Below are 23653 nucleotides of genomic sequence, written 5' to 3'. Positions count from 1 at the left end.
ATGGCGATTCGTGTACAGGCAGCCACCTTTGATCCTGGCGCTGAAGTCAACGCGCTGCACGCCGCCAATCGTGGCATCGGTGCGGTGGTCAGTTTTGTCGGCTACGTGCGTGATTTCAACGACGGCCGCGAGGTGTCCGGCATGTTCCTGGAGCATTATCCGGGCATGACCGAGAAGGCGCTGGCGACGATCGCCGAAGAGGCGGGGCAGCGCTGGCCGTTGCTCAGGGTTGATGTGCTGCACCGGGTAGGTGCGCTGGAGCCGGGCGAGCCCATCGTTTTCGTCGGCGTTGCCAGTGCTCATCGGCAGGCCGCATTCGAGGCCTGCGATTTTGTCATGGACTACCTCAAGACCCGGGCGCCGTTCTGGAAGCGTGAAAACACACCTGAAGGTCCGCGTTGGGTAGAAGGCCGCCACAGCGATCACCAAGCGGCTGATCGCTGGAAATAACCGTCAGGCGTTGTTGCGCACCACGGACCTCAGCAAGTGAGTCGGCGGTGTTTCACAGCTGATCTTGCGGCCCAGTTTTTCCTCGATGGCGGGTAGCTGATACGAATCGTCTTCGCCGGCAAAGCTGATCGAGACGCCGTCGGCACCTGCACGACCGGTACGGCCTATGCGGTGGACGTAATCGTCCGGCACTTCCGGCAGGGTGAAGTTGATCACGTGGCTGATGCCATCGATGTGGATGCCTCGACCTGCTACATCCGTGGCGACCAGCACGCGAATCTTGCCTTCGCGGAAGCCTTCGAGGGTCTTGATGCGCTTGTGCTGCGGCACGTCGCCTGACAATTGCGCAGCGTTGACGCCGTCGCGCACCAGGCGTTCTTCGATGCGGCGTACTTCGTCCTTGCGATTGGCAAAGACCATGACCCGTTCCCAGCCGTTGTCGGTCACCAGGTTGTACAGCAACTTGTATTTGTCGGCACCGGCCACGGCGTAGATATGCTGCTCGACGTTATCGCTGGCAACGTTCAGCGACTCGATCTCGACGATGGAAGGCTCGGTGGTCCACTGTTTGGCGAGGTTCATCACATCTTCGGTGAATGTCGCGGAAAACAGCAGGGTCTGGCGTTCGCCCTTGTGCGGGGTCTGGCGAATGATCTGCCGTACCTGCGGGATGAAACCCATGTCCAGCATGCGGTCGGCTTCGTCGAGGACCATCACTTCGACCATGTCCAGATGCACTTCGCCGCGCTGGTTGAAGTCCAGCAGGCGGCCAGGTGTGGCTACCAGAATGTCGCAGTGGCGCGCTTCAAGCTGCTTGAGCTGCTTGTCAAAGTCCATTCCGCCGACGAAGGTCATGACGTTCAGGTTGGTGTACTTGGTCAGGTCGGCGGCGTCCTTGGCGATCTGCACCACCAGTTCGCGGGTCGGCGCGATGATCAGCGCGCGGGGCTCACCCATGTAGCGCTCGGCCGGTGGTGGCGTCTGGGTCAGTTGCTCGATGATCGAGATCAGGAATGCAGCGGTCTTGCCGGTGCCGGTCTGGGCGCGGCCGATTGCGTCCTTGCCCTTGAGGGTGAACCCCAGCACGCCTGCCTGGATGGGCGTGCAATACGGAAACCCCAGGTCCTGAATAGCGTGCATCAGCTCGGGAGCCAGGTTGAAATCGTGGAAACGGGTTTTTCCTTCCTGCGGTTCTACGGCAAAATCTTCGAGCTTCCATTCCGGCGCAGGCGGCTTGGTCACACGTTCGCGACGTGGGCGCTCGGCCCTTGGCTTGTCGGCACGCGGCGCTGTGACTTTGGAGTGCTCGGCGACGGTGTCCAGAGCCTGAGTCTGGACAGCATGATCCGGTGGGGCGCCCTTGTCAGGCGAAGGGGAAGCAGGGATGGAGGCTGTCGGTATAGGCGCGCGTTGCTCAGCGTCACTCTTACCGAACATCTTTTTAAGTGCTTTGAGCACGGTCATCTCGTCAATTGGTTAAGGAATGTACGCCGGGGAGTGTAAAGCAAGAACCGTGCTCGGCGTAGTGCCATCCTTGGCGAGCTACAGAAGCGGTCCGTCCCGAGAGGAAAAACCGGTCTTAGCGAAGCTTTTCAGCGAGCCAGACACCGATGTCATGAATTTCCTGCGGTAACACTTGATGGCCCATTGGGTATTCCTGCCATTGTGCGGTTACACCCTGAGTCAGCAGATGCTCGTAAGCGGTGCGTCCCATCGCATTGGGGACCACCTCGTCGTGCTGACCGTGCAGGCAATACGCCGGTGTGCGTTGCTGGCTGGCCGACAATTGCATCTGGGCGCTGAATGTCGGGGCATAAGTGGAGAGGGCAAGCACGCCACCCAGTGGACCCTGCCAGCGCTTGTAGCCGGTATGCAGCACTACTGCGCCGCCCTGGGAAAACCCTGCGAGAAATATCCGCGCCGGGTCTATGCCGCTGTCACGCTGTTGCTCGATCAGCTCCAGAACACTCTGCGCCGAGGCGTCCATTTGGTCGTGATCAATGGCACGAGCCTCGCTGCTCATGGCCTTGATGTCGTACCAGCTGGGCATTTCATAGCCGCCGTTGACCGTCACGGCGCGTGTCGGCGCCTGTGGCAGAACGAAGCGGGTAGTCAGCAGCGTCTCCTGCAGGGCTTCAGCGACCGGCAGAAAATCGTACCGGTCGGCGCCCAGTCCATGCAGCCAGATGACGCACGCATCTGCGGTGCCGGAGGGTTGGATGACTAGTGGCTCACTCATGACTGCTCCATTTGTGTGCGCGGGCGCGTTTAGAGCGCTTTAATAAGGTGCGCAGGTAGATTAAAAATGAAAGAAGATGTCGCAAGGTTACAAGTTTTTGTCTTGACCTGTCGCTAATTCGACATCGCCAGCATGCTGGTACGGGCTTTGCTACAGCAGAGCTGGAGTCCAGGCATTCTCATCGTTCGGTAACACTATAAGGCTATTACTTGTAGCGATCGAAAAGCGGCCCGGGAGTTCCTGCGTCAGGATTCGCGGCACGGTTCGACCCGTACCTCTCTGGTTCGGGAAATCATGAAGCTTCAGTCCACGGGGTCGATTCTGAATGACGAAAAGCAATGGCAGGGCGATCCTGCGGCAGACTCGATATTCATACTCGGTACCGCATGACCCAAAAATAAGCCAGCACGGGTTATAAGCGCCTCACAAAGGTGCGATGCGGCTGAAGCTTCCACACAACAAAGAGCAAACTGGAGTTTTTGAATGAAGATGTTGAAATCCACCCTTGCTGTTGTCACGGCGCTTGCCGCATTCGGTGTGGCCGGGGCTGCCAATGCAGGCGCCACCCTTGACGCAATCCAGAAGAAAGGCTTTGTACAGTGCGGCGTCAGCGACGGCCTGCCGGGCTTTTCCGTTCCGGACTCTACCGGCAAGATCACCGGTATCGATGCTGACGTCTGCCGCGCAGTGGCCGCTGCTGTATTCGGCGACGCTACCAAGGTCAAGTTCAGCCAGTTGAACGCCAAGGAACGCTTCACTGCGCTGCAATCCGGCGAGATCGACATCCTTTCGCGTAACACCACCTGGACCAGCTCCCGCGACGCGGGCATGGGCCTGGTCTTCACCGGCGTGACTTATTACGACGGTATCGGCTTCCTGGTGAACAACAAGCTGGGCGTCAAAAGCGCCAAGGAACTGGACGGTGCGACCATCTGCATCCAGGCCGGTACCACTACCGAGCTGAACGTTTCCGACTACTTCCGCTCGAACGGCCTGAAATACACCCCGATCACCTTCGACACCTCCGATGAAAGCGCCAAGTCGCTGGAAGGCGGCCGTTGCGACGTACTGACCTCCGACCAGTCGCAGCTCTACGCACAACGCAGCAAGCTGGCCAAGCCAGACGATTACGTCGTTCTGCCTGAAGTGATTTCCAAGGAGCCTCTAGGCCCTGTCGTACGTAAAGGCGACGAAGAGTGGTTCTCGATCGTTCGCTGGACCCTGTTCGCAATGCTCAACGCCGAGGAAGCGAAGATCACTTCCAAGAACGTCGAAGCTGAAGCCAAGTCGACCAAGAACCCTGACGTAGCGCGTATGCTGGGTGCCGACGGTACTTACGGCAAGGACCTCAAACTGCCGAAGGACTGGGTCGTACAGATCGTCAAGCAAGTCGGCAACTACGGCGAAGTGTTCGAACGCAACCTGGGCGAAAACACCCCGCTGAAAATCAAGCGTGGCCAGAATGCTCTGTGGAATGCCGGCGGCATCCAGTACGCTCCACCGATTCGTTGATTGACCCGGCGCCCGACAGGCTTTCCAGCCTGTCGGGCGTTGTTCTGTTGGATTTTTCCTGGGGCCTTTCATGGAAAAGCAAATCGTCGCACCCAAGCAAAAGCTCACGCTGAGCGATCCGAAAGTGCGCGCGTGGTTATTTCAGATCATCACTGTCGTGGCGGTGATCTCGTTGGGCTGGTTCATATTCGATAATACCCAGACCAACCTGCAACACCGTGGTATTACCTCGGGTTTCGGTTTTCTAGAGAACAGTGCCGGTTTTGGTATTGCTCAACACCTGATCGACTACACCGAATCGGACACGTATGCACGTGTGTTCGTCATCGGCCTGCTGAACACCCTGCTGGTGTCGGTTATCGGTATTGTCCTGGCGACCTTGCTGGGCTTCATCATTGGCGTCGCTCGTCTGTCTCCGAACTGGATGATCAGCAAGCTGGCAACCGTTTATGTAGAAGTCTTTCGCAACATCCCGCCATTGCTGCAAATTCTGTTCTGGTACACCGCTGTATTCCTGACGCTGCCCGGTCCGCGTCAGGCGCATGGTTATCTGGACATGTTCTTCGTCAGCAGCCGCGGGCTCAACATGCCCAGAGCCTTGCCTGCCGAAGGTGCCTGGGCATTTCTGATCAGTCTGGTGGTCGCAGTGATCGCGATCGTGATGATGGTGCGCTGGGCCAACAAGCGTTTCGAAGCCACTGGCCAGCCGTTTCACAAGTTCTGGGTCGGCCTGGCGTTATTGCTGGTCATTCCCGGCCTGAGCATGCTGATTTTCGGCAGCCCGGTGCATTGGGAGCTGCCGCAGCTCAAAGGCTTCAACTTCACGGGCGGCTGGGTGCTGATCCCGGAATTGATTTCCCTGACCTTGGCACTGACCATCTACACCGCAGCGTTCATTGCTGAAATCGTGCGGTCGGGTATCAAGTCGGTCAGCCACGGTCAGACCGAAGCTGCCCGTTCACTGGGGCTTCGCCCTGGGCCGACGTTGCGTAAGGTCATCATTCCGCAGGCTCTGCGGGTGATCATTCCGCCGTTGACCAGTCAGTTCCTGAACCTGGCGAAAAACTCTTCGCTGGCAGCGGCCATCGGTTACCCGGAAATGGTTTCCCTGTTCGCCGGTACGGTGCTCAACCAGACCGGCCAGGCCATTGAAGTCATTGCCATCACCATGAGCGTGTACCTGGCGATCAGTATCAGCATTTCCATGCTGATGAACTGGTACAACAAGCGCATTGCGCTGATCGAGCGGTGAGGAAACGCGCATGACAACTCATACTTTCAAACCTGATATGCCACCACCGGGCAAAGTGTTCGGCCCGGTGGCGTGGATGCGGCAGAACCTGTTCTCCAGCTGGCTCAACACCCTGCTGACCCTGCTCTCGCTGTACCTGATCTATCTGATCGTGCCGCCGATTCTCAGTTGGGCCTTGCTGGATGCCAACTGGGTCGGCACCACCAAGGAGGACTGCACCAAGGCTGGCGCCTGCTGGGTGTTCATCGAGCAGCGCTTCGGCCAGTTCATGTACGGATACTTTCCCAATGAACTGCGCTGGAGAGTCGATCTGACTGCAATCCTGGCGATTGTCGGTGCTGCGCCGCTGTTCATTTCGAAGTTTCAGCGCAAGGCTGTCTACGGCATCTGCTTCCTGGTGATCTACCCGGTCGTCGCGTTTTACCTGCTGCACGGCGGCGTGTTCGGTCTGACCAACGTACCGACCAGCCAGTGGGGCGGCCTGATGCTGACCCTGGTGATTGCCACTGTGGGTATCGTCGGTGCCTTGCCGTTGGGTATCCTGCTGGCGCTCGGCCGTCGCTCCAACATGCCGGCTGTGCGTGTGGTGTGCGTGACGTTCATCGAGTTCTGGCGCGGCGTGCCGTTGATTACCGTGCTGTTCATGTCTTCGGTCATGCTGCCGCTGTTCATGCCTGAGGGGATGAACTTCGACAAACTGCTGCGGGCGCTGATCGGCGTCATCCTGTTCCAGTCGGCGTACATCGCCGAAGTGGTGCGCGGTGGCATGCAGGCCATCCCTAAAGGTCAGTACGAAGCCGCTTCTGCGATGGGCCTCGGTTACTGGCGCAGCATGGGCCTGGTGATTCTGCCGCAGGCGTTGAAGATGGTCATCCCCGGTATCGTCAACACCTTCATTGCCCTGTTCAAAGACACCAGTCTGGTGATCATTATCGGCCTGTTCGACCTGCTCAACAGCGTCAAGCAAGCCACCGCCGACCCGGCCTGGCTGGGTATGGCCACCGAAGGCTACGTCTTCGCGGCCCTGGTGTTCTGGATCTTCTGTTTCGGTATGTCCCGCTATTCCATGCATTTGGAACGTAAGCTGGACACAGGCCACAAGCGTTAGGAGTTTTGTGATGAGTGAAGCTATCAATAAGCCTCTGGGCGCTGAAGGCATGATCCGCATGGAGGGCGTCCATAAGTGGTACGGCCAGTTCCACGTGCTCAAGGACATCAACCTGAACGTCCGCCAGGGTGAACGTATCGTGCTGTGCGGCCCGTCGGGCTCGGGCAAATCCACTACCATTCGCTGCCTCAACCGTCTGGAAGAGCACCAGCAGGGTCGTATCATCGTTGATGGTACCGAGCTGACTTCCGACCTGAAGCAGATCGAAACCATCCGCCGTGAAGTCGGCATGGTATTTCAGCATTTCAACCTGTTCCCGCACCTGACCATCCTGCAGAACTGCACGCTGGCACCGATGTGGGTACGCAAGATGCCGAAGAAGAAAGCCGAAGAAATCGCCATGCACTATCTGGAGCGTGTGCGTATTCCGGAGCAGGCCCACAAGTTTCCGGGTCAGCTTTCCGGCGGTCAGCAGCAGCGTGTGGCGATTGCCCGTGCCTTGTGCATGAAGCCGAAAATCATGCTGTTCGACGAACCGACCTCGGCGCTGGACCCGGAAATGGTCAAGGAAGTACTCGACACCATGGTCGGCCTGGCGGAAGAAGGCATGACCATGCTCTGCGTGACTCACGAGATGGGCTTTGCCCGCACCGTGGCGAACCGGGTGATCTTTATGGACAAGGGCGAAATCGTCGAGCAGGCCGCGCCAAACGACTTCTTCGACAACCCGCAAAGCGACCGTACCAAGCTGTTCCTCAGTCAGATCATTCACTGAGTCGCAGAGGCTGCACAGCAAACCGGGCCAGGCGCCCGGTTTTTTTGGGCCGTCTTTTGCTGTCGGCCTTGTGTGCAATTTCAGCTGAACCTTGTATTCAAGACGATTCTCCAACAGGATACCGCCCCCCTGAAACGGGTCGACATACCTGATTACCGAGAAACCGATGACTGCCAAGGCTCAATCCAGCCCTCAACCGAATCCTGCTCAACCCCATCCTGTCCTGAAGCGTCCCTGGCTTTTGCTGCTGGGCCTGGTGCTGGTAGCGCTCAACCTGCGCCCAGCGTTGTCCAGTATTGCGCCTCTGCTCAATAACGTGTCCGAAAGCCTCGGCATGTCGGCAGCCGAAGCTGGCCTGCTGACCACATTGCCAGTGCTGTGTCTGGGTCTGTTTGCGCCACTGGCACCGATTCTGGCCCGTCGTTTCGGCAGCGAGCGTGTGGTGTTGATGGTGCTTTTGACGCTGGCAGGCGGCCTGGCGCTGCGTAGCCTGGCTGGCGAAGTCGGGCTGTTTGGTGGCAGCCTGCTGGCAGGCGCGAGCATTGGGGTGATCGGTGTGTTGCTGCCCGGTATCGTCAAGCGCGATTTCCCGCACAAGGCCGGTGCAATGACCGGGGTCTACACCATGGCGCTGTGCCTGGGCGCTGCGATTGCCGCAGGTTCGACCGTACCGTTAAGCCAGTACTTCGATGGAAGCTGGCAGATTGGCCTGGGTTTCTGGCTGATTCCTGCGCTCATCGCTGCGTTCTTCTGGTTACCGCAAACGCGCGAAGTACATGGCACGCATCGCGACGTCTATCGAGTGCGCGGTTTGCTGCGTGACCCGCTGGCATGGCAGGTCACGCTGTACATGGGGCTGCAATCGTCGCTGTCTTACATCGTTTTCGGCTGGTTGCCGTCTATCCTCATCGGCCGCGGTATGACACCGACCGAGGCCGGGTTGCTGTTGTCCGGCTCGATCATTGCGCAGGTCATCAGCTCTCTGGCCGTACCGTATCTGGCGACCCGCGGGAAAGACCAACGCCTGGCGATCATGCTGGTCATGTCGTTGACCCTGACCGGCCTGTTCGGCTGCCTGTACGCGCCGCTGGGCGGGCTCTGGGGCTGGGCGATCCTGCTCGGAATCGGGCAGGGCGGCACGTTCAGTCTGGCGCTGGCCTTGATCGTTCTTCGCTCACGGGATTCCCATGTGGCAGCCAACCTGTCGAGCATGGCGCAGGGCTTTGGCTACACCATTGCCTCGACCGGCCCGTTTGCGGTGGGCGTGGTACACGACATGACCGGCAGCTGGAACGCGATTGGCTGGATTTTCGCCGTACTGGGCCTGGGCGCGATGATTGCTGGCATGGGCGCCGGTCGAGCGCTGCATGTGCAGGTCAGCAGCGAGAAAGTATAAGGCCATCAACCCCTCGCCATTTTTCGCTGCGCCGCTTATCGTGCACGGATAAATCGCCAAGGGATTTGCACGCATGAGTTACGAAGAAGAAAGTCAGGCCAACAGCGCACTGATCGCCCGTTTTTATGAAGCGTTCGCGCAGCTGGATGCCGAGGCAATGAGTGCCTGCTACACCGAAGACGTGGTGTTCAGTGACCCTGCGTTTGGCGAATTGCGCGGGCCTCAGGTGAGCGACATGTGGCGCATGCTGACCTCGAAGGCGAAGGATTTTTCGGTGATCTTCGATCAGGTGCGGGCCGACGATCGTGCGGGCAGTGCCCATTGGGTGGCGACTTATCTGTTCAGTCAGACCGGGCGCACGGTGGTGAATGACATTCAGGCTCGCTTCGTGTTTCGCGATGGCAAGATCTGCGAGCATCGCGATCATTTCGATATGTGGCGCTGGTCGAGGCAAGCCTTGGGCGTCAAAGGCCTGCTGCTTGGCTGGACGCCGCTGGTACGCAATGCAGTCAGGGCCCAGGCGCTCAAGGGCCTGAAGGCCTTTACCGAGAGCCGCCGTGCCTGAGGTTTTGACTGATGCCACAGCCCAGGTTGCCGAGCAGATAACCGCCAAGCCCTGGTTTGTCTATCTGGTGCGAGCTGCCAACGGCTCGCTGTACTGCGGCATCAGCGACGATCCGCAGCGACGCTTCGCCGCGCACCAAAGCGGCAAGGGTGCGCGCTTTTTCTGTTCCAGTCCGGCGACTGCGCTTGTTTACGTTGAACAATGGCCCAGCAAGGGAGAAGCGCTGCGCCACGAGCGGTTGATCAAGAAGCTGAGAAAAAGCGCCAAGGAGTCACTGGTAGCCAGCTACGCAAAACTGCCGATTCATGCGCGTGATGGCGCCCCATCAGTTTGAGCCTGTGGGCGGGCAGGGCGCAGGGCGTTAAGCTGAATGTTTCCACCTGCGCAGAGGCTGAACATGTCCGAATTGATTCTTCACCATTACCCCACGTCGCTGTTCGCCGAAAAAGCCCGTTTGATGCTGGGTTTTAAAGGCCTTGCATGGCGCTCGGTGACCATCCCTTCGATTATGCCCAAGCCTGACCTGACCGCACTGACTGGCGGCTATCGCAGAACGCCAGTTTTGCAGGCCGGTGCGGATATCTACTGTGACACGGCATTGATGGCGCGGCGTCTGGAGCAGGAAAAGGCCTCGCCCGCGTTTTTCCCGCAAGGTCAGGAATTTGCGGTGGCCGGTCTGGCTGCCTGGGCCGATTCGGTGCTTTTCATGCACGCCGTGAGCCTCGTGTTTCAGCCTGAATCAATGGCGGTGCGGTTTGCCAAAGTGCCAGCAGATGCTGCCAAAGCCTTCATTGCCGATCGCTCGACGCTGTTCAACGGTGGTACGGCGTCTCGTCCGCCGGTCGAGCAGGTCAAACATCAATGGCCGACACTTATGTCGCGGCTCGAGCTACAGCTTTCACGTGGTGGTGCTTTTTTGTTCGGCGAACCTTCGATTGCTGATTTCTCGGTCGCCCACACGCTCTGGTTTCTCAAGCAGACAGCCGTGACGGCGCCATTCGTCGATGATTACCCAAGCGTCAGCGTCTGGCTGGATCGCGTTCTGGGCTTTGGTCACGGCACATTTACCGACCTGAGTTCGACCGAGGCCATCGACATCGCCAGAAACGCCACGCCTACGCCGCTGCCCGACGAAGTGCTGGTTGACCCGAGCGGCTTCAAGGCGGGTGACAAGGTTGCCATTGCCGCGGTCGATTATGGGGTTGAAGCGGTTGAGGGCGAGCTGGTGTTTTCAGGGCGCGAAGAGCTGATCCTGCGCCGCGAGGACGATCGTGCGGGTGCTGTACACGTACACTTCCCGAGAATGGGGTACCGGATCGAGAAGCGCTGACTTAGAGCGTCCTGAACGACATGCCGACGCAGAGTACTGGCCGATAGCCACGGTGGCCTATTTCAAGGCCGCCAATATCTCATCCGGGGCGAAACCGCGGATGAGTGTGCCGTTCACGTCGATCAGCGGGATGCCTCGTCCGCCCAAGGCCTCATAGGCCTTGCGGCCTTCCTCGGACTTCTCGATGTCGAACTCCTGATACGCAATCCCTTTGCTGTCCAGAAAACGCCGCGTCTGTTTGCAGTAGCCACACCAGTCGGTGGCGTACATCACCACCTTTGCCTGGCTGTAGCTCTGTGCGACGTCCGCCGGGGGCGGATTGACGAAGTTTTCGATTCTGCCCCAGTTTTGGTAAATGACCACCACCAGCATGATCAGGGCAAACTTCTTGAGGGTGCGCATCAGCATGCTGGTTACCGTCGCTTCAACTGGTCGGTCAGCTGGGTCGGCAACCCCTTGATGATCAGGGTGCCTGCAGTTTCGTCGTACTCGATCTTGTCGCCCAACAGGTGCGCTTCGAAGCTGATCGAAAGGCCCTCTGCACGACCGGTGAAACGGCGAAACTGGTTCAGGGTGCGCTTGTCCGCCGGGATTTCCGGCGACAGGCCGTAATCCTTGTTACGAATATGATCGTAAAACGCTCGAGGTCGATCTTCATCGATCAGCTCGGAGAGCTCTTGCAGGCCCATAGGCTCGCCCATCTTGCTCTGGCTGCTGGCGTAGTCGACCAGCGTCTTGGTCTTCTCGCGAGCCGACTCTTCGGGCAAGTCTTCGCTTTCGACGAAGTCACTGAAGGCCTTGAGCAGCGTGCGGGTTTCGCCGGGACCGTCCACACCTTCCTGGCAACCAATGAAGTCGCGGAAATACTCCGAGACCTTCTTGCCGTTCTTGCCCTTGATGAACGAGATGTATTGCTTGGACTGTTTGTTGTTCTGCCACTCGGAAATATTGATTCGCGCGGCGAGGTGCAACTGGCCAAGGTCGAGATGCCGGGACGGGGTCACGTCCAGCTCGGCATTCACAGCCACGCCTTCGCTGTGGTGCAGCAGGGCGATGGCCAGGTAATCAGTCATGCCTTGCTGGTAATGCGCGAACAGCACATGGCCGCCCACTGACAGGTTGGATTCTTCCATCAGCTTCTGCAGGTGTTCGACGGCCACCCGGGAGAACGCTGTGAAGTCGCTGCCGCCGTCGATGTATTCCTTCAGCCAGCCGCTGAAGGGATGCGCGCCGGACTCGGGATGAAACAAGCCCCACGCTTTGCCTTGTTTGGCGTTATAGCTTTCGTTGAGGTCTGCCAGCATGTTCTCGATGGCCTGGGACTCAGCGAGTTCGGAGTCGCGGGCATGGAGAACAGCGGGCGTACCGTCGGGTTTTTTTTCGATCAGATGAACGATGCAGTGACGGATCGGCATGGGCGTCTCGGTTGAAAAGGGTGAAGAGCATGCAGCTCGTTGCAGGCGCCAAGTGTAACGCACGCATACGTCAGTGACCTCCGGGCTGACGGGATTTCGCCTACAGTGTGTGTGTGTTGAGCGTTTTTTGTGCGATTACCACTAAAACCTGACCAAAAGGATAGGTAGAGGCGGATATTTGCCCGGCTCTGTGCTAGTTTTGCGCGGTCTTGCGCACTTAGCGCGTCAAGCATGCAGTTAGCGCACACGTAGGTCGAACCATTGCCAGGTTTCAGTATCTACACTTTCGCGATTAATCGTGGCTGCTAGCGGGTGGCCAGGTTCTTTGCCTGGCCACGGGCCGACGTTGCGCTCTGCAATCCAAATGAATTTGATAGGGAAGGAACACCACCATGGCTCTTACTAAAGACCAATTGATCGCCGATATCGCTGAAGCCATCGACGCGCCAAAAACCACCGCGCGTAATGCTCTTGAGCAATTGGGCCAAATTGTTGCCGACCAATTGGAAAACGGCGTGGAAATCACTTTGCCAGGTATCGGCAAGCTGAAAGTTGCAGAGCGTCCAGCTCGCACTGGCCGCAACCCTTCGACTGGCGCTGCCATCGAAATCGCTGCCAAGAAAGTTATCAAGTTCGTACCAGCCAAAGTGCTGACTGACTCGATCAACAAGTAAGCATCCGCTTGCTGTAAAAAGCCGTGCGCCGGTCAACCGGGCACGGCTTTTTTGTGGGCGCGCGCTACTCATTCCTCACGCGCCAGCCCTGGCACCATTGTTCCTCACGCCAAGCAGCGGTGCGGCGGCGCGAGATCAGTGGGGTGTACGCTGTGCCTTGTCGAGAAAGGTCCAGGCCACGAAGCGACTTTGTTTCTGGCCTTGGCCCATCTCCACGACCTTCACCTCAAGCACGCCGGCTTTTTTCAGAGCGCTCTGGATAGGCGGCAGGTTGGATGCTTTGGACACCAGTGTGCTGAACCAGACCACCTGGGCAGGCAATTTCGCGCTTTCCTGGATCAGTTGCGTCACGAAACCTATTTCGCCGCCTTCGCACCACAGCTCTTGGGACTGACCGCCGAAATTGAGTACCGGCAGTTTGCGCTTGGGGTCGGCTTTGCCCAGTGCGCGCCATTTGCGCTGGCTACCGCGTTGTGCTTCGTCCAGTGAGGCATGGAACGGAGGGTTGCAGAGGCTCACGTGGAAGCGTTCGCTGTTGTCGAGCAACCCTAGCAGGATCTGTTTGCGATTGGCCTGCTGGCGCACGCTGATGGCCTTGTGCAGGCCGTTGGCTTTGACGATTGTGGTGGCTGCAGCGATGGCTACGCTGTCAATGTCCGAACCGACAAACTCCCAGCCATAGTCGCTGTGCCCCAACAGCGGGTAAATACAGTTGGCCCCGGTGCCGATATCCAGTGCCTTGACCGACGGCCCGCGTGGGATTACCCCCTGATTGTCCTCGGCCAGCAGGTCGGCGAGGAAATGCAGGTAGTCCGCACGGCCCGGAATGGGCGGGCACAGGTAATCTGCCGGGATGTCCCAATGCGCGATGCCATAGAACGCCTTGAGCAATGCGCGGTTGAACACCCGCACTGCCTGCGGATTGGCAAAGTCGATGCTTTCCTTGCCGTAGGGGTTGAGGATCACGAATGCTGCCAGCTCGGGGCTGGATTTGATCAGCTTCGGAAAATCGTAATGCCCCTGATGACGATTGCGCGGGTGCAAAGTGGCCTTTTCGCGTGGCGCTGCTGGTTTTGCCGGGCGCTGAGGCTTTTTGCGCGGTGGTTTCCGGGTATCGGTCATGGGTTCGATTTTTCAGCCGTGATGTTGAGTTGTCCGGCTTATTCTCGAGCAAGCCGGTAATACGCCTTGCTCGAGAATAAGTCAGTAGAGAAACTTCAGATAACAAAAAGCCAGCCCATATTATGGGCTGGCTTGTCTGGCCACCTTACAGGCTGGCGATGCGTGCGTGCTGCTCGGCCAGTTTGCCCAGAGCCTGTTCGGCTTCGGCCAGCTTGGCGCGTTCCTTGGCGATCACTTCAGGCGGCGCCTTGTCGACGAAGGCTGCGTTGGACAGCTTGCCGCCCACACGCTGCACTTCACCCTGCAGGCGCTGGATTTCCTTGTCGAGGCGTGCGAGTTCGGCGCCCTTGTCGATCAACCCGGCCATTGGCACCAGCACTTCCATGTCACCGACCAGAGCGGTGGCGGACAACGGCGCTTCGGCACCATCGGTCAGCACAGTCATGGACTCGAGCTTGGCCAGCTTCCTGAGCAGGTAGTCATTCTCGCTCAGGCGACGCTGGTCTTCGGCGCTGACGTTCTTGAGGAACAGTTGCAGCGGTTTGCCCGGACCAATGTTCATTTCACCACGGATGTTACGCACGGCGAGCATCAGGCCCTTGAGCCATTCGATGTCATCCTCGGCAGCCTGATCGATGCGTGCTTCGTTGGCCACCGGCCAGGCTTGCAGCATGATGGTCTTGCCTTGCACGCCGGCCAGCGGCGCAAGGCGCTGCCAGATTTCTTCAGTGATGAACGGCATGAACGGGTGCGCCAGACGCAGCGCGACTTCCAGCACACGAACCAGCGTGCGACGCGTGCCGCGCTGGCGTTCGACCGGCGCGGTTTCGTCCCACAGCACAGGCTTGGAAAGCTCCAGATACCAGTCGCAATACTGGTTCCAGATGAACTCGTACAGCGCCTGCGCCGCGAGGTCGAAACGGAACTGATCCAGCTGACGGGTCACCTCGGCTTCGGTGCGCTGCAGTTGCGAGATGATCCAGCGATCAGCCAGCGACAGTTCGACAGCTTCGCCGTTCTGGCCGCAGTCTTCGCCCTTGTCCAGCACGTAGCGCGCGGCGTTCCAGATCTTGTTACAGAAGTTGCGATAGCCTTCGACGCGGCCCATGTCGAACTTGATGTCGCGACCGGTGGAAGCCAGCGAACAGAAGGTGAAGCGCAGCGCGTCGGTGCCGTAGCTGGCGATGCCGTCGGCGAACTCCTGACGGGTCTGCTTCTCGATCTTCTTCGCCAGTTGCGGCTGCATGAGGCCGCTGGTGCGCTTTTCTACCAGGGTTTCGAGGTCGATACCGTCAACGATGTCCAGCGGGTCGAGGACGTTGCCCTTGGACTTGGACATCTTCTGGCCCTGGCCATCACGTACCAGGCCGTGCACATAAACAGTCTTGAACGGAACTTGCGCCGTGCCGTCTTCGTTCTTCACCAGGTGCATGGTGAGCATGATCATCCGGGCGACCCAGAAGAAAATGATATCGAAGCCGGTAACCAGCACGTCGGTTGAGTGGAAGGTTTCCAGTGCCTTGGTCTTTTCCGGCCAGCCGAGCGTGGAGAAGGTCCACAGGCCCGAGCTGAACCAGGTATCGAGTACGTCGTTGTCCTGCTGCAGCGCGATCTCCGGGCCAAGGTTGTTTTTGGCGCGAACTTCGGCTTCGTCACGACCGACATAGACTTTGCCGGACTCGTCATACCAGGCCGGAATGCGGTGGCCCCACCAGAGCTGACGGCTGATGCACCAGTCCTGAATGTCACGCATCCACGAGAAGTACATGTTTTCGTACTGCTTGGGCACGAACGCGATGCGGCCGTCCTCGACAGCGGCAATCGCAGGCTCGGCCAATGGCTTGGTGGACACGTACCATTGGTCGGTCAGCCACGGTTCGATGATGGTGCCGGAGCGGTCGCCTTTCGGCACCTTCAGGGCGTGGTCATCAACGCTGACCAACAGGCCGGCAGCATCGAACGCAGCGACAATCTGCTTGCGCGCTTCAAAACGATCCAGACCGGCATAGGCCGCAGGCAGGCTGCCATCGACGCTTTCGTTCAGTGTGCCATCAAGGTTGAACACCTGGGCTACCGCGAGAACGGCGGCGTTCTTGTCGAAAATGTTCAGCAGCGGCAGGTTGTGGCGCTTGCCGACTTCGTAGTCGTTGAAATCGTGGGCCGGGGTGATTTTCACGCAGCCGGTGCCGAATTCAGGGTCGCAGTAATCATCCGCGATGATCGGGATGCGACGGCCTACCAGTGGCAGTTCGACGAACTTGCCGATCAAGGCCTGGTAACGCTCGTCCTGCGGGTTCACGGCAACGGCCGCGTCACCCAGCATGGTTTCCGGACGGGTGGTGGCGACGATCAGGTAATCCAGGCCTTCGGCGGTTTTTGCGCCATCAGCCAGCGGGTAGCGCAGGTTCCACAGGTGACCTTTTTCGTCGTGGTTTTCCACTTCGAGGTCAGAGATCGCCGTGTGCAGCTTGGTGTCCCAGTTGACCAGACGCTTGCCACGGTAAATAAGACCGTCTTCATGCAGGCGCACGAACGCCTCTTTCACGGCCTCGGACAAGCCGTCGTCCATCGTGAAACGTTCACGGCTCCAGTCGACGGACGAACCCAGGCGGCGGATCTGACGGCTGATATTGCCACCGGACTCGGCTTTCCATTCCCATATCTTGTCGAGAAACTTCTCGCGGCCCAGCTCATGGCGGCTCACGCCCTGAGCTTCGAGACGACGCTCCACCAGCATCTGCGTGGCGATACCGGCGTGGTCGGTGCCCGGTTGCCACAGCGTGTTGCGACCCTGCATGCGACGGAAACGGATCAGCGCGTCCATGATCGCGTTATTGAAACCGTGGCCCATGTGCAGGCTGCCGGTGACGTTCGGCGGCGGGATCATGATGGTGTACGAGTCACCCACGCCTTGCGGAGCGAAGTAATTCTCGGACTCCCAGGTCTGATACCAGGAAGTTTCGATGGCGTGCGGCTGGTAAGTCTTGTCCATGCGCGGCGGGAACCTGTGGCATTGATTCGGAAACCGGTAAGTATAGACCTGACGGCAAGCGACAAGCCATAAGCGCCGGGCCACAACTGGCAGATCTGTCAGTAGGCGGCGAGTGGGCGAGGGAGCATTATCCGCTATTCAAACCTTTGATTGCCGGGCGCACCCGCCATGAACGAGACACCTGAAAGCAGCCGCATACTGTGTCGATATCGCTACGACGCGCTGGACCGGATAGCTGTAGTTGATCCCGGGGTGAAGGGCGCAGTGTCACGCTTTTATCAAAAGAACCGTCTGACCGTCGAGATACAGGGCGCGGTGCATCGTCGTGTATTTCACAGCCAAGTACACTTGCTGGCAGAGTATAAGACTGGCGGCACAAGCGCCCGTCTGGACCTGCTGGGCACCGACCTGCAAAGCACTGTGCTGCAAGCGGTGAGTTCGCAGGGGCAGCATTCGCTGGCCTATAGCCCTTATGGACATCGCTTGCAGAGCAGCCCCATGTCGGGCTTCAACGGAGAGCGCCCGGACCCTGTGACCGGGCATTACTTGCTGGGTAACGGCTATCGGGCTTTCAATCCGGTGCTGATGCGGTTCAATAGCCCGGACAGCCTGAGCCCATTCGGGCGGGGAGGCATGAATGCATATGGGTATTGTCAGGGCGATCCGGTGAACAGGAGTGATCCTGATGGGCACGCCGGGCTATTGGGCTTACCGGATTTGCCGCTCAGAAGCATACTCAAAAAACTGACGTCCAAAGATTTGGTCAACCTGTCTTTAACATCCAAGGCGATGGGGAGGCGAGTATCTGGGGCTGTGGACCGCTGGCCAATCGATGTGACTGATCCAAACGCACTGTTTGCAATTCATAATGTTTTGAAAAGCAAGATGGGCATTTCGACCGGCGTGTTCAAAAATGACGCATTCAAAGCAAAGTTCAAACGCGCAGCGGCCAACATCAAGCAAGGAATAAGCGAAGAAATCCAGAGTGTTGATCGTCGAACACAATCCATTCTTGATGACATGGCGAGAGTGACAGGTGCCAGCGAGCTGCAGGCTACGCGCGCTTTAGAGCGTGCCCAGCGCTTTCAGGCAGCTGCTCCTGAAAAACTGGCACAAATCACTCGGCAAATGGCCGAATATAAACAGTTGCGCAATGAATGGGGTGCACTCATCAATCATGAAGCAGGTGCGGGCCAGCGGATAGCCGAGATCCGCACCGCATTGAACTCTCCCTGATAGAATCTCTGCGCGCGTGTGTTCCGGATTCCTGACCACCCCTTTACTTCTGCTGCTGCGCCAACAGCCGCTCCAGCCTTGCCTCCAGCCGCCGCTTGATTTCGTTTTCGATGTGCGGGGCGAAGTCGTCGATCACATCCTGCATGATCAACTGCGCAGCGGCACGCAGCTCGTTATCCAGATGCAGCAACGCATCGGGATTGGGCAGCGCTTGAGGCTGGGGGGCAGGGGATGCCTGTTGAGCCTGCTGCACTTGCTCGACTTGCGCATCAGGCGCATCAAGCGTCAGGGTCGGAATATCGTCTTCGTCGAAGTCCTGTTGATGCGCGGTGTCGGAGCGGGCGCCGACCACGTCGAACAGCAGCGGGATCTGGCCTTCAGAGCGAGCGGGGTCGTTCGGCAGGGTGGAATGAGTGGAGTCTTCGCCGAGCAATTGACGGATCGATTCAAGGTCGTCCAGCAAATGCGCGGATTCAGCTTTTTTTGAAGTGTCCATCGTGTCCTCAAAGACGCTGCAGTCGGTGATCTTGCGGAGGATAGCCTCGTTCCCGGTAGGAACGGAAACTCTCGCGTGCGGCAAGGCGTATGGCCGGGTCTTCGACAACCACTTCGGCCACGCGGGCAAAGCGGTTGAAGAACGCCGGAATGTTCAGGTCCAGATTGATCAGCAGGTCCTGATGCGTGCCCGAGTCATCGCCCAGGCCCAGCACCACTGCGGCATCGTGATCGCTCTCGGCGTCGCCGTGGGGCAGGAACACTTCGCCCTTGAAACGCCAGAGCCGGGCATCAAGGTCGGTACGCTGCGCTGCATTGCTGCAATGCAGATAAACCTTGTGGCCCAGGCGCCAGGCCTTTTCCGTGAGCTTGCAGGCAAAGTCCAGGCGCGCTGCTGGATCGGCGCTGGGCAGAATGTAAAAGTCGACTTGGGTCATGTGCGGTCCGGAACCTGTGGCGTATCAGGGGGCAGCCCGATACGCCAGGGTTGCTTTACTTAAACGCCTGCGCGGTCGATCAGGTATTGAGTGAGCAGAGGAACCGGACGCCCGGTGGCGCCTTTTTCCTTGCCGCCGCTCAGCCACGCAGTGCCGGCGATGTCCAGGTGAGCCCAGTCATAAGCCTTGGTGAAGCGTGACAGGAAGCAGGCTGCGGTGATGGTGCCGCCTTTCGGGCCACCGATGTTGGCGATGTCGGCGAACGGGCTGTCCAGCTGTTCCTGATACTCGTCGAACAGCGGCAGTTGCCATGCACGGTCATCCGCGAGCTTGCCCGCGTCGAGCAACTGATTGATCAGCGCATCGTTATTGCCCAGCAGGCCGGAGGTATGGCCGCCCAATGCAACCACGCAGGCGCCGGTAAGGGTTGCGATATCGATCACCGCCTGTGGCTTGAAACGTTCGGCGTAGGTCAGTGCATCGCACAGCACCAGACGGCCTTCGGCGTCGGTGTTGAGGATTTCGACTGTCTGGCCGCTCATGGTGGTGACAATGTCGCCCGGTCGCGTGGCGGTGCCGCTTGGCATGTTCTCGGCGCAGGCCAGAATGCACACCAGGTTGATCGGCAGTTTCAGTTCGAGTACGGCGCGCAGGGTGCCGAACACACTGGCAGCGCCGCACATGTCGAACTTCATCTCGTCCATGCCGGCAGCGGGTTTGATGCTGATACCGCCCGTGTCGAAGGTGATGCCTTTGCCGACCAGCACGAAAGGCTGGTCGCCTTTCTTGCCGCCCTGATAGTTCATGACGATCAGGCGAGGTGGCTGGGCGCTGCCCTGGGCCACTGCGAGAAACGAGCCCATGCCCAGATCGGCAAGTTTCTTCTCGTCGTGGACTTCCACTTTCAGATTCTTGTGCGCCTTGCCCAGCGCCTTGGCTTCTTCGCCCAGATAGACCGGGTGGCAGATGTTCGGCGGCAGGTTGCCCAGGTCGCGGGTCAGCGCCATGCCGGTGGCAATCGCCTGAGCATGAGTGGCCGCGCGCTCGACATCAGCCACGCTGACCTTGTCAGTCAGCAAGGTGATTTTCTTGAACGGACGGGCTTCGGCTTTCTGGGTCTTGAAACGGTCGAAGACGTATTCGCCATCTGCCAGTGCTTCGACCAGCAAGCGAGCCTTGCCGTAGGTGTCGCGGTTTTTCACGGACAGGTCATCGAGAGCAATCGCAGCATCACTGCCGCCCAGGCCTTTAAGGCACGTCAGGACGCTGCCGACGACTTTCTTCAGTTGGCGGTCCGACAGGTCGCCGTCCTTGCCGGTGCCGATCAGCAGTACGCGTTCTGCCTTGATGTTAGGCAGCCCGGACAGCAACAGGCTCTGGCCGGATTTGCCCGCCAGATCGCCACGCTTCAGGACTGCGGAAATGGCGCCGCCGCTGAGGATGTCGACAGTCTTCGCTGTACCGGCCAGCACCCGGCTTTCACTGACGGTGACCACCAGCGTTGCGGTTTTCAAGGTTTCTGGGCTTACGCTTTTAACAACCAATTCCATGTGGGGTCCCCGAGTAGGCGATGAGAATCGCTGTATGAATGACGTACGCTGCACGGCCGATGTGTTTCAGAGGCGATGCCTGCGATAAGCCTTGCAGTTTGACCCCGCTGCATGACTGCTGACAACCCCGCAAAGCTGGCTGCTTTACGTGTATCTGCGAACTATCCCCGGTGCGCAGTGACAGAAACGTACATTCACAGGATAATGCCGCATATTTTTTGATGCCCACGCCTTTTGCCGGCGTGAATTTCTGGTTGCCGTGGCTCACAATTTTCCCTGTTTGGCTGCCTGAGCCTGACAACTCTGGAGTGTCTGGTTTGATTGTCTTCCGTTATCTGTCCCGAGAAGTGCTGCTTACCCTGAGCGCGATCAGCGCCGTATTGCTGGTGTTCATCATGAGCGGGCGCTTCATCAAGTACCTGGCGCAAGCCGCTTCCGGTGCGCTTGATCCGGGCGTGCTGTTCATGATCATGGGCTTTCGCCTGCCGGGCTTTCTGCAGGTGATCCTGCCGTTGGGCCTGTTCCTCGGAATCCTGATGGCCTACGGCCGCATGTACCTGGAAAGCGAAATGACCGTGCTGGCCGCAACCGGCATGAGCCAGCAGCGTCTGCTCGCCATGACCATGGGGCCGGCTGCGCTGGTCGGGCTGGTGGTCGCCTGGCTGAGTTTCAGCCTGGCACCGCAGGGCGCTACGCAGTTTTCGCTGCTGATCAATCAGCAGGACGCCATGACCGAGTTCGATACGCTGGTACCGGGCCGCTTCCAGGCGCTGCGTGACGGCACGCGTATCACCTACACCAAAGAATTGTCGGAAGACCGTTCGCAACTGGGCGGTGTGTTCATTTCCGAAAAGCGCATGTCCAGCGACAAGAGCAAGGACAACGGCATCACCGTGCTGGTCGCCGAGAAGGGCCACCAAGAGGTCCAGCCCAATGGCAGTCGTTTCCTGATCCTCGAAAACGGCTATCGCTACGATGGCAATCCGGGCGCTGCCGATTATCGCGTGGTCAAGTACGACACCTACGGCGCGGCGTTGCCCAAGCCTGAAATCAGTGAAGAAATCACCGACCGCGAAGCCATCCCGACCAGCGAACTGTTCGGCAGCAGCACGCCGCGTAACGTTGCCGAGTTGCAATGGCGCATTTCGTTGCCGCTGTCAGTGTTCATCGTGACGCTGATGGCGATTCCCCTGTCACGGGTCAATCCGCGTCAGGGCCGTTACCTCAAGCTGCTGCCGGCCATCCTTCTGTACATGTCTTATCTGGCCATTCTGATCTCGGTACGCAGCTCGCTCGAGAAGGGCAAGCTGCCGCTCAGCCTCGGCATGTGGTGGGTGCATGCCATTTACCTGTGCATTGGTCTGGTGCTGTTCTATTGGGAGCCTCTGCGTCTGAAGATGGCGAGTCGTCGTAGTGTCACGGAGGTGACTCGTGGTCAAGCTTGATCGGTACATCGGTAAAAGCGTATTTCTGGCGATTCTTGCGGTATTGGGGATCATTCTGGGACTGGTTTCGCTGTTCGCCTTCATCGACGAGATGGGCGATATCAATGACACCTACACACTTGCGGATGCTCTCAGCTACGTCTTTATGACTGCACCACGGCGCGTCTATGACACGCTGCCGATGGCAGCCCTCATCGGCTGCCTGATCGGTCTGGGTTCTTTGGCCAGCAGCAGCGAACTGACCATCATGCGTGCCGCCGGTGTGTCCATCGGGCGTATTGTCTGGGCGGTCATGAAGCCGATGCTGTTCCTGATGGTTGCCGGTGTGCTGGTAGGCGAGTACGTCGCGCCCTACGCTGAAAACCAGGCTCAGGCAGCGCGTTCGCTGGCTCAGGGCTCGGGTGATGCGCAGAGCGCAAGGCATGGTCTGTGGCATCGTCAGGGTGACGAGTTCATTCACATCAATACCGTGCAGCCCAACGGGCTGATGCTGGGTGTGACGCGCTACCGCTTCGACGATCAGCGCCACATGCTGACCTCGAGCTTCGCCAAAGAGGCCCATTTCAAGACCGACTACTGGGAATTGAAGGACGTCAGCACTACGCATTTCAATGAAGGCAGCACACAAGTCATCAATACACCGGAAGAGCGCTGGGATGTGTCGCTCAGCCCGCAACTGCTGAGCACCGTGATCATGCCACCCGAGTCTCTGTCGATCAGCGGGCTCTGGAGCTACGCCCACTATCTGGCCGATCAGGGGCTGAGCAATGGCCGTTACTGGCTGGCGTTCTGGACCAAGGTCTTGCAGCCTGCCGTGACCGTGGCGCTGGTTCTGATGGCGATCTCTTTCATCTTCGGCCCGCTGCGTTCGGTCACCTTGGGGCAGCGGGTGTTCACCGGTGTTGTGGTCGGTTTCACTTTCCGCATCATTCAGGACCTGCTCGGCCCATCGAGTCTGTTGTTCGGCTTCCCGCCGTTGCTGGCGGTACTGCTGCCTGCCGCGGCGTGTGCGCTGGCCGGCTTGCTGTTGCTGCGTCGCGCCGGGTAACGTCCGCAGGATTGAAAAAGCCGACATCAAGTCGGCTTTTTCATAGGCGCCTGTTACGCGCGTAGAGAACAGATTGCACCCATAAAAAAACCCTTGGCAGCAATGCCAAGGGCTTTTGTGTGTAGCCGAAGCTGAGTAGGAGTCAGCCTTCAGCCTGTACTTCGTCAGCCTGCAGGCCTTTCTGACCCTGTACGGCAACGAAGGTCACTTTCTGGCCTTCTTTCAGGCTCTTGAAGCCGTTGCCCTGAATAGCGCGGAAGTGTACGAACAGATCCGGGCCGCTCTCAGGCGTGATGAAACCGAAACCTTTCTCGTCGTTGAACCACTTGACGGTACCGCTCTGACGTTCAGCCATTGTCTTATTTCCTTTGACGCTTTAATTAGTGACAGCCTTTCTCAAACAAGAAAGCACTGGGGCTGGTTGCAGGAAGTAAGAAACGTAGAGCGGGTTGTAGCAACCTAGAGCTACTGCCCAGGCCCAGATTCAGCGACCCATGCAAACACAGTCCGGAAACTCTACGCCAACTTCAGTTACAAAAACAAGTCCCTGATGTTTACCGCTCCGGGACCCTGTTTCCGGGGCTTTGGCGCGGTGAGCAGGCGCTCACTCAT

The 23653-nt window shown here is 58.8% G+C and carries 23 protein-coding genes; 13 read left to right on the top strand and 10 right to left on the bottom strand.

Features of this window, described 5'->3' with window-relative positions; genetic code table 11:
• Complete coding sequence (gene moaE, locus POR16_RS18895; RefSeq protein ID WP_005891354.1) at positions 1-450, top strand: molybdopterin synthase catalytic subunit MoaE; 450 nt, start codon at positions 1-3, stop codon at positions 448-450.
• Positions 451-453: 3 nt separating this feature from the next.
• On the opposite strand, the gene rhlB is transcribed toward moaE, so the two are convergent.
• Both rhlB and POR16_RS18885 read right to left on the bottom strand, forming a co-directional pair.
• Positions 454-1914: an ATP-dependent RNA helicase RhlB gene (gene rhlB / locus POR16_RS18890; protein ID WP_162010105.1), complete on the bottom strand. Its 1461-nt coding sequence runs from the start codon at positions 1912-1914 to the stop codon at positions 454-456.
• 115 nt (positions 1915-2029) lie between these two features.
• Positions 2030-2689, bottom strand: coding sequence for an alpha/beta hydrolase (locus tag POR16_RS18885; protein WP_005891356.1), 660 nt, complete (start codon positions 2687-2689; stop codon positions 2030-2032).
• Positions 2690-3172: 483 nt separating this feature from the next.
• On the opposite strand from POR16_RS18885, the gene POR16_RS18880 reads away from it, so the two are divergent.
• The 8 genes from POR16_RS18880 to POR16_RS18840 all read left to right on the top strand — a co-directional run bounded on the left by POR16_RS18880 (position 3173) and on the right by POR16_RS18840 (position 10627).
• Positions 3173-4201, top strand: a complete 1029-nt coding sequence (locus POR16_RS18880) for an amino acid ABC transporter substrate-binding protein (protein ID WP_024671340.1) — start codon at positions 3173-3175, stop codon at positions 4199-4201.
• Between the two features lie 70 nt (positions 4202-4271).
• On the top strand, positions 4272-5453 hold the full coding sequence (locus POR16_RS18875) for an amino acid ABC transporter permease (protein WP_005891358.1): 1182 nt from the start codon (positions 4272-4274) through the stop codon (positions 5451-5453).
• A gap of 10 nt (positions 5454-5463) precedes the next feature.
• Positions 5464-6561 carry an amino acid ABC transporter permease gene (locus tag POR16_RS18870; RefSeq protein ID WP_005891360.1) on the top strand — a complete coding sequence of 366 codons (1098 nt, stop codon included), beginning with the start codon at positions 5464-5466 and terminating at the stop codon, positions 6559-6561.
• Positions 6562-6571: 10 nt separating this feature from the next.
• Positions 6572-7336: an amino acid ABC transporter ATP-binding protein gene (locus POR16_RS18865; RefSeq protein WP_005891362.1), complete on the top strand. Its 765-nt coding sequence runs from the start codon at positions 6572-6574 to the stop codon at positions 7334-7336.
• A gap of 166 nt (positions 7337-7502) precedes the next feature.
• Complete coding sequence (locus POR16_RS18855; protein WP_005891364.1) at positions 7503-8732, top strand: CynX/NimT family MFS transporter; 1230 nt, start codon at positions 7503-7505, stop codon at positions 8730-8732.
• Between the two features lie 73 nt (positions 8733-8805).
• Positions 8806-9297, top strand: coding sequence for a nuclear transport factor 2 family protein (locus POR16_RS18850; RefSeq protein ID WP_005891366.1), 492 nt, complete (start codon positions 8806-8808; stop codon positions 9295-9297).
• Positions 9290-9631: a GIY-YIG nuclease family protein gene (locus tag POR16_RS18845; RefSeq protein ID WP_005891369.1), complete on the top strand. Its 342-nt coding sequence runs from the start codon at positions 9290-9292 to the stop codon at positions 9629-9631. The genes POR16_RS18850 and POR16_RS18845 overlap by 8 nt, the downstream gene beginning before the upstream one ends.
• 63 nt (positions 9632-9694) lie before the next feature.
• Positions 9695-10627, top strand: a complete 933-nt coding sequence (locus tag POR16_RS18840) for a glutathione S-transferase family protein (protein WP_122311940.1) — start codon at positions 9695-9697, stop codon at positions 10625-10627.
• A gap of 57 nt (positions 10628-10684) precedes the next feature.
• Here the strand turns inward: POR16_RS18840 and POR16_RS18835 are convergent, their stop codons facing one another.
• Together POR16_RS18835 and yejK are read right to left on the bottom strand one after the other, a co-directional pair.
• Complete coding sequence (locus POR16_RS18835; RefSeq protein ID WP_005891375.1) at positions 10685-11035, bottom strand: glutaredoxin family protein; 351 nt, start codon at positions 11033-11035, stop codon at positions 10685-10687.
• A 5-nt stretch (positions 11036-11040) separates the two neighbouring features.
• Entirely contained in the window at positions 11041-12042 is a 1002-nt protein-coding gene (gene yejK / locus POR16_RS18830) for a nucleoid-associated protein YejK (RefSeq protein WP_005891376.1), read from the bottom strand.
• Positions 12043-12434: 392 nt separating this feature from the next.
• Here yejK and POR16_RS18825 point away from each other — a divergent pair, with 392 nt between their 5' ends.
• Positions 12435-12716, top strand: a complete 282-nt coding sequence (locus tag POR16_RS18825; RefSeq protein WP_002552279.1) for an HU family DNA-binding protein — start codon at positions 12435-12437, stop codon at positions 12714-12716.
• A gap of 135 nt (positions 12717-12851) precedes the next feature.
• On the opposite strand, the gene rlmF is transcribed toward POR16_RS18825, so the two are convergent.
• Positions 12852-13838: a 23S rRNA (adenine(1618)-N(6))-methyltransferase RlmF gene (rlmF, locus tag POR16_RS18820; protein ID WP_005891377.1), complete on the bottom strand. Its 987-nt coding sequence runs from the start codon at positions 13836-13838 to the stop codon at positions 12852-12854.
• A gap of 145 nt (positions 13839-13983) precedes the next feature.
• A complete protein-coding gene (locus tag POR16_RS18815) occupies positions 13984-16830 on the bottom strand; it encodes a valine--tRNA ligase (RefSeq protein ID WP_005891378.1) in 2847 nt (948 codons plus the stop codon).
• Positions 16831-16998: 168 nt separating this feature from the next.
• On the opposite strand from POR16_RS18815, the gene POR16_RS18810 reads away from it, so the two are divergent.
• On the top strand, positions 16999-18066 hold the full coding sequence (locus POR16_RS18810; RefSeq protein WP_005891379.1) for an RHS repeat-associated core domain-containing protein: 1068 nt from the start codon (positions 16999-17001) through the stop codon (positions 18064-18066).
• Between the two features lie 43 nt (positions 18067-18109).
• Here the strand turns inward: POR16_RS18810 and POR16_RS18805 are convergent, their stop codons facing one another.
• Genes POR16_RS18805 through POR16_RS18795 form a run of 3 tightly spaced genes read right to left on the bottom strand, consistent with a single transcriptional unit; the run spans position 18110 to position 20548 of the window.
• Positions 18110-18562 carry a hypothetical protein gene (locus POR16_RS18805; protein WP_005891380.1) on the bottom strand — a complete coding sequence of 151 codons (453 nt, stop codon included), beginning with the start codon at positions 18560-18562 and terminating at the stop codon, positions 18110-18112.
• A gap of 7 nt (positions 18563-18569) precedes the next feature.
• The gene (locus tag POR16_RS18800; protein ID WP_005891381.1) at positions 18570-18998 is read right to left on the bottom strand and encodes a DNA polymerase III subunit chi; all 429 of its coding nucleotides are present in this window, start codon (positions 18996-18998) and stop codon (positions 18570-18572) included.
• Between the two features lie 59 nt (positions 18999-19057).
• A complete protein-coding gene (locus tag POR16_RS18795) occupies positions 19058-20548 on the bottom strand; it encodes a leucyl aminopeptidase (RefSeq protein ID WP_005891382.1) in 1491 nt (496 codons plus the stop codon).
• 317 nt (positions 20549-20865) lie between these two features.
• On the opposite strand from POR16_RS18795, the gene lptF reads away from it, so the two are divergent.
• Together lptF and lptG are read left to right on the top strand one after the other, a co-directional pair.
• Complete coding sequence (gene lptF / locus POR16_RS18790) at positions 20866-21993, top strand: LPS export ABC transporter permease LptF (RefSeq protein WP_005891384.1); 1128 nt, start codon at positions 20866-20868, stop codon at positions 21991-21993.
• A complete protein-coding gene (gene lptG, locus POR16_RS18785; protein ID WP_005891385.1) occupies positions 21980-23041 on the top strand; it encodes an LPS export ABC transporter permease LptG in 1062 nt (353 codons plus the stop codon). The genes lptF and lptG overlap by 14 nt, the downstream gene beginning before the upstream one ends.
• 142 nt (positions 23042-23183) lie before the next feature.
• Here lptG and POR16_RS18780 read toward each other — a convergent pair whose 3' ends face one another.
• Positions 23184-23396 carry a cold-shock protein gene (locus tag POR16_RS18780; RefSeq protein WP_005891387.1) on the bottom strand — a complete coding sequence of 71 codons (213 nt, stop codon included), beginning with the start codon at positions 23394-23396 and terminating at the stop codon, positions 23184-23186.
• Positions 23397-23653 lie beyond the last annotated feature (257 nt).

The sequence above is a fragment of the Pseudomonas coronafaciens pv. oryzae str. 1_6 genome (genome assembly GCF_000156995.2).
Classification (GTDB): Bacteria; Pseudomonadota; Gammaproteobacteria; order Pseudomonadales; family Pseudomonadaceae; genus Aquipseudomonas; species Aquipseudomonas tremae.
The sequence above is the reverse complement of the archived record's forward strand: the minus strand, read 5'-3'. Positions and strand labels throughout refer to the sequence as shown.

Excerpts from the sequence above, each read along its gene's own strand:
- moaE (WP_005891354.1), top strand. The coding sequence starts at position 1 with ATGGCGATTCGTGTACAGGCAGCCACCTTTGATCCTGGCGCTGAAGTC.
- rhlB (WP_162010105.1), bottom strand. The coding sequence starts at position 1,914 with ATGACCGTGCTCAAAGCACTTAAAAAGATGTTCGGTAAGAGTGACGCT.
- POR16_RS18885 (WP_005891356.1), bottom strand. The coding sequence starts at position 2,689 with ATGAGTGAGCCACTAGTCATCCAACCCTCCGGCACCGCAGATGCGTGC.
- POR16_RS18880 (WP_024671340.1), top strand. The coding sequence starts at position 3,173 with ATGAAGATGTTGAAATCCACCCTTGCTGTTGTCACGGCGCTTGCCGCA.
- POR16_RS18875 (WP_005891358.1), top strand. The coding sequence starts at position 4,272 with ATGGAAAAGCAAATCGTCGCACCCAAGCAAAAGCTCACGCTGAGCGAT.
- POR16_RS18870 (WP_005891360.1), top strand. The coding sequence starts at position 5,464 with ATGACAACTCATACTTTCAAACCTGATATGCCACCACCGGGCAAAGTG.
- POR16_RS18865 (WP_005891362.1), top strand. The coding sequence starts at position 6,572 with ATGAGTGAAGCTATCAATAAGCCTCTGGGCGCTGAAGGCATGATCCGC.
- POR16_RS18855 (WP_005891364.1), top strand. The coding sequence starts at position 7,503 with ATGACTGCCAAGGCTCAATCCAGCCCTCAACCGAATCCTGCTCAACCC.
- POR16_RS18850 (WP_005891366.1), top strand. The coding sequence starts at position 8,806 with ATGAGTTACGAAGAAGAAAGTCAGGCCAACAGCGCACTGATCGCCCGT.
- POR16_RS18840 (WP_122311940.1), top strand. The coding sequence starts at position 9,695 with ATGTCCGAATTGATTCTTCACCATTACCCCACGTCGCTGTTCGCCGAA.
- POR16_RS18835 (WP_005891375.1), bottom strand. The coding sequence starts at position 11,035 with ATGCTGATGCGCACCCTCAAGAAGTTTGCCCTGATCATGCTGGTGGTG.
- yejK (WP_005891376.1), bottom strand. The coding sequence starts at position 12,042 with ATGCCGATCCGTCACTGCATCGTTCATCTGATCGAAAAAAAACCCGAC.
- POR16_RS18825 (WP_002552279.1), top strand. The coding sequence starts at position 12,435 with ATGGCTCTTACTAAAGACCAATTGATCGCCGATATCGCTGAAGCCATC.
- rlmF (WP_005891377.1), bottom strand. The coding sequence starts at position 13,838 with ATGACCGATACCCGGAAACCACCGCGCAAAAAGCCTCAGCGCCCGGCA.
- POR16_RS18815 (WP_005891378.1), bottom strand. The coding sequence starts at position 16,830 with ATGGACAAGACTTACCAGCCGCACGCCATCGAAACTTCCTGGTATCAG.
- POR16_RS18810 (WP_005891379.1), top strand. The coding sequence starts at position 16,999 with ATGAACGAGACACCTGAAAGCAGCCGCATACTGTGTCGATATCGCTAC.
- POR16_RS18805 (WP_005891380.1), bottom strand. The coding sequence starts at position 18,562 with ATGGACACTTCAAAAAAAGCTGAATCCGCGCATTTGCTGGACGACCTT.
- POR16_RS18800 (WP_005891381.1), bottom strand. The coding sequence starts at position 18,998 with ATGACCCAAGTCGACTTTTACATTCTGCCCAGCGCCGATCCAGCAGCG.
- POR16_RS18795 (WP_005891382.1), bottom strand. The coding sequence starts at position 20,548 with ATGGAATTGGTTGTTAAAAGCGTAAGCCCAGAAACCTTGAAAACCGCA.
- POR16_RS18780 (WP_005891387.1), bottom strand. The coding sequence starts at position 23,396 with ATGGCTGAACGTCAGAGCGGTACCGTCAAGTGGTTCAACGACGAGAAA.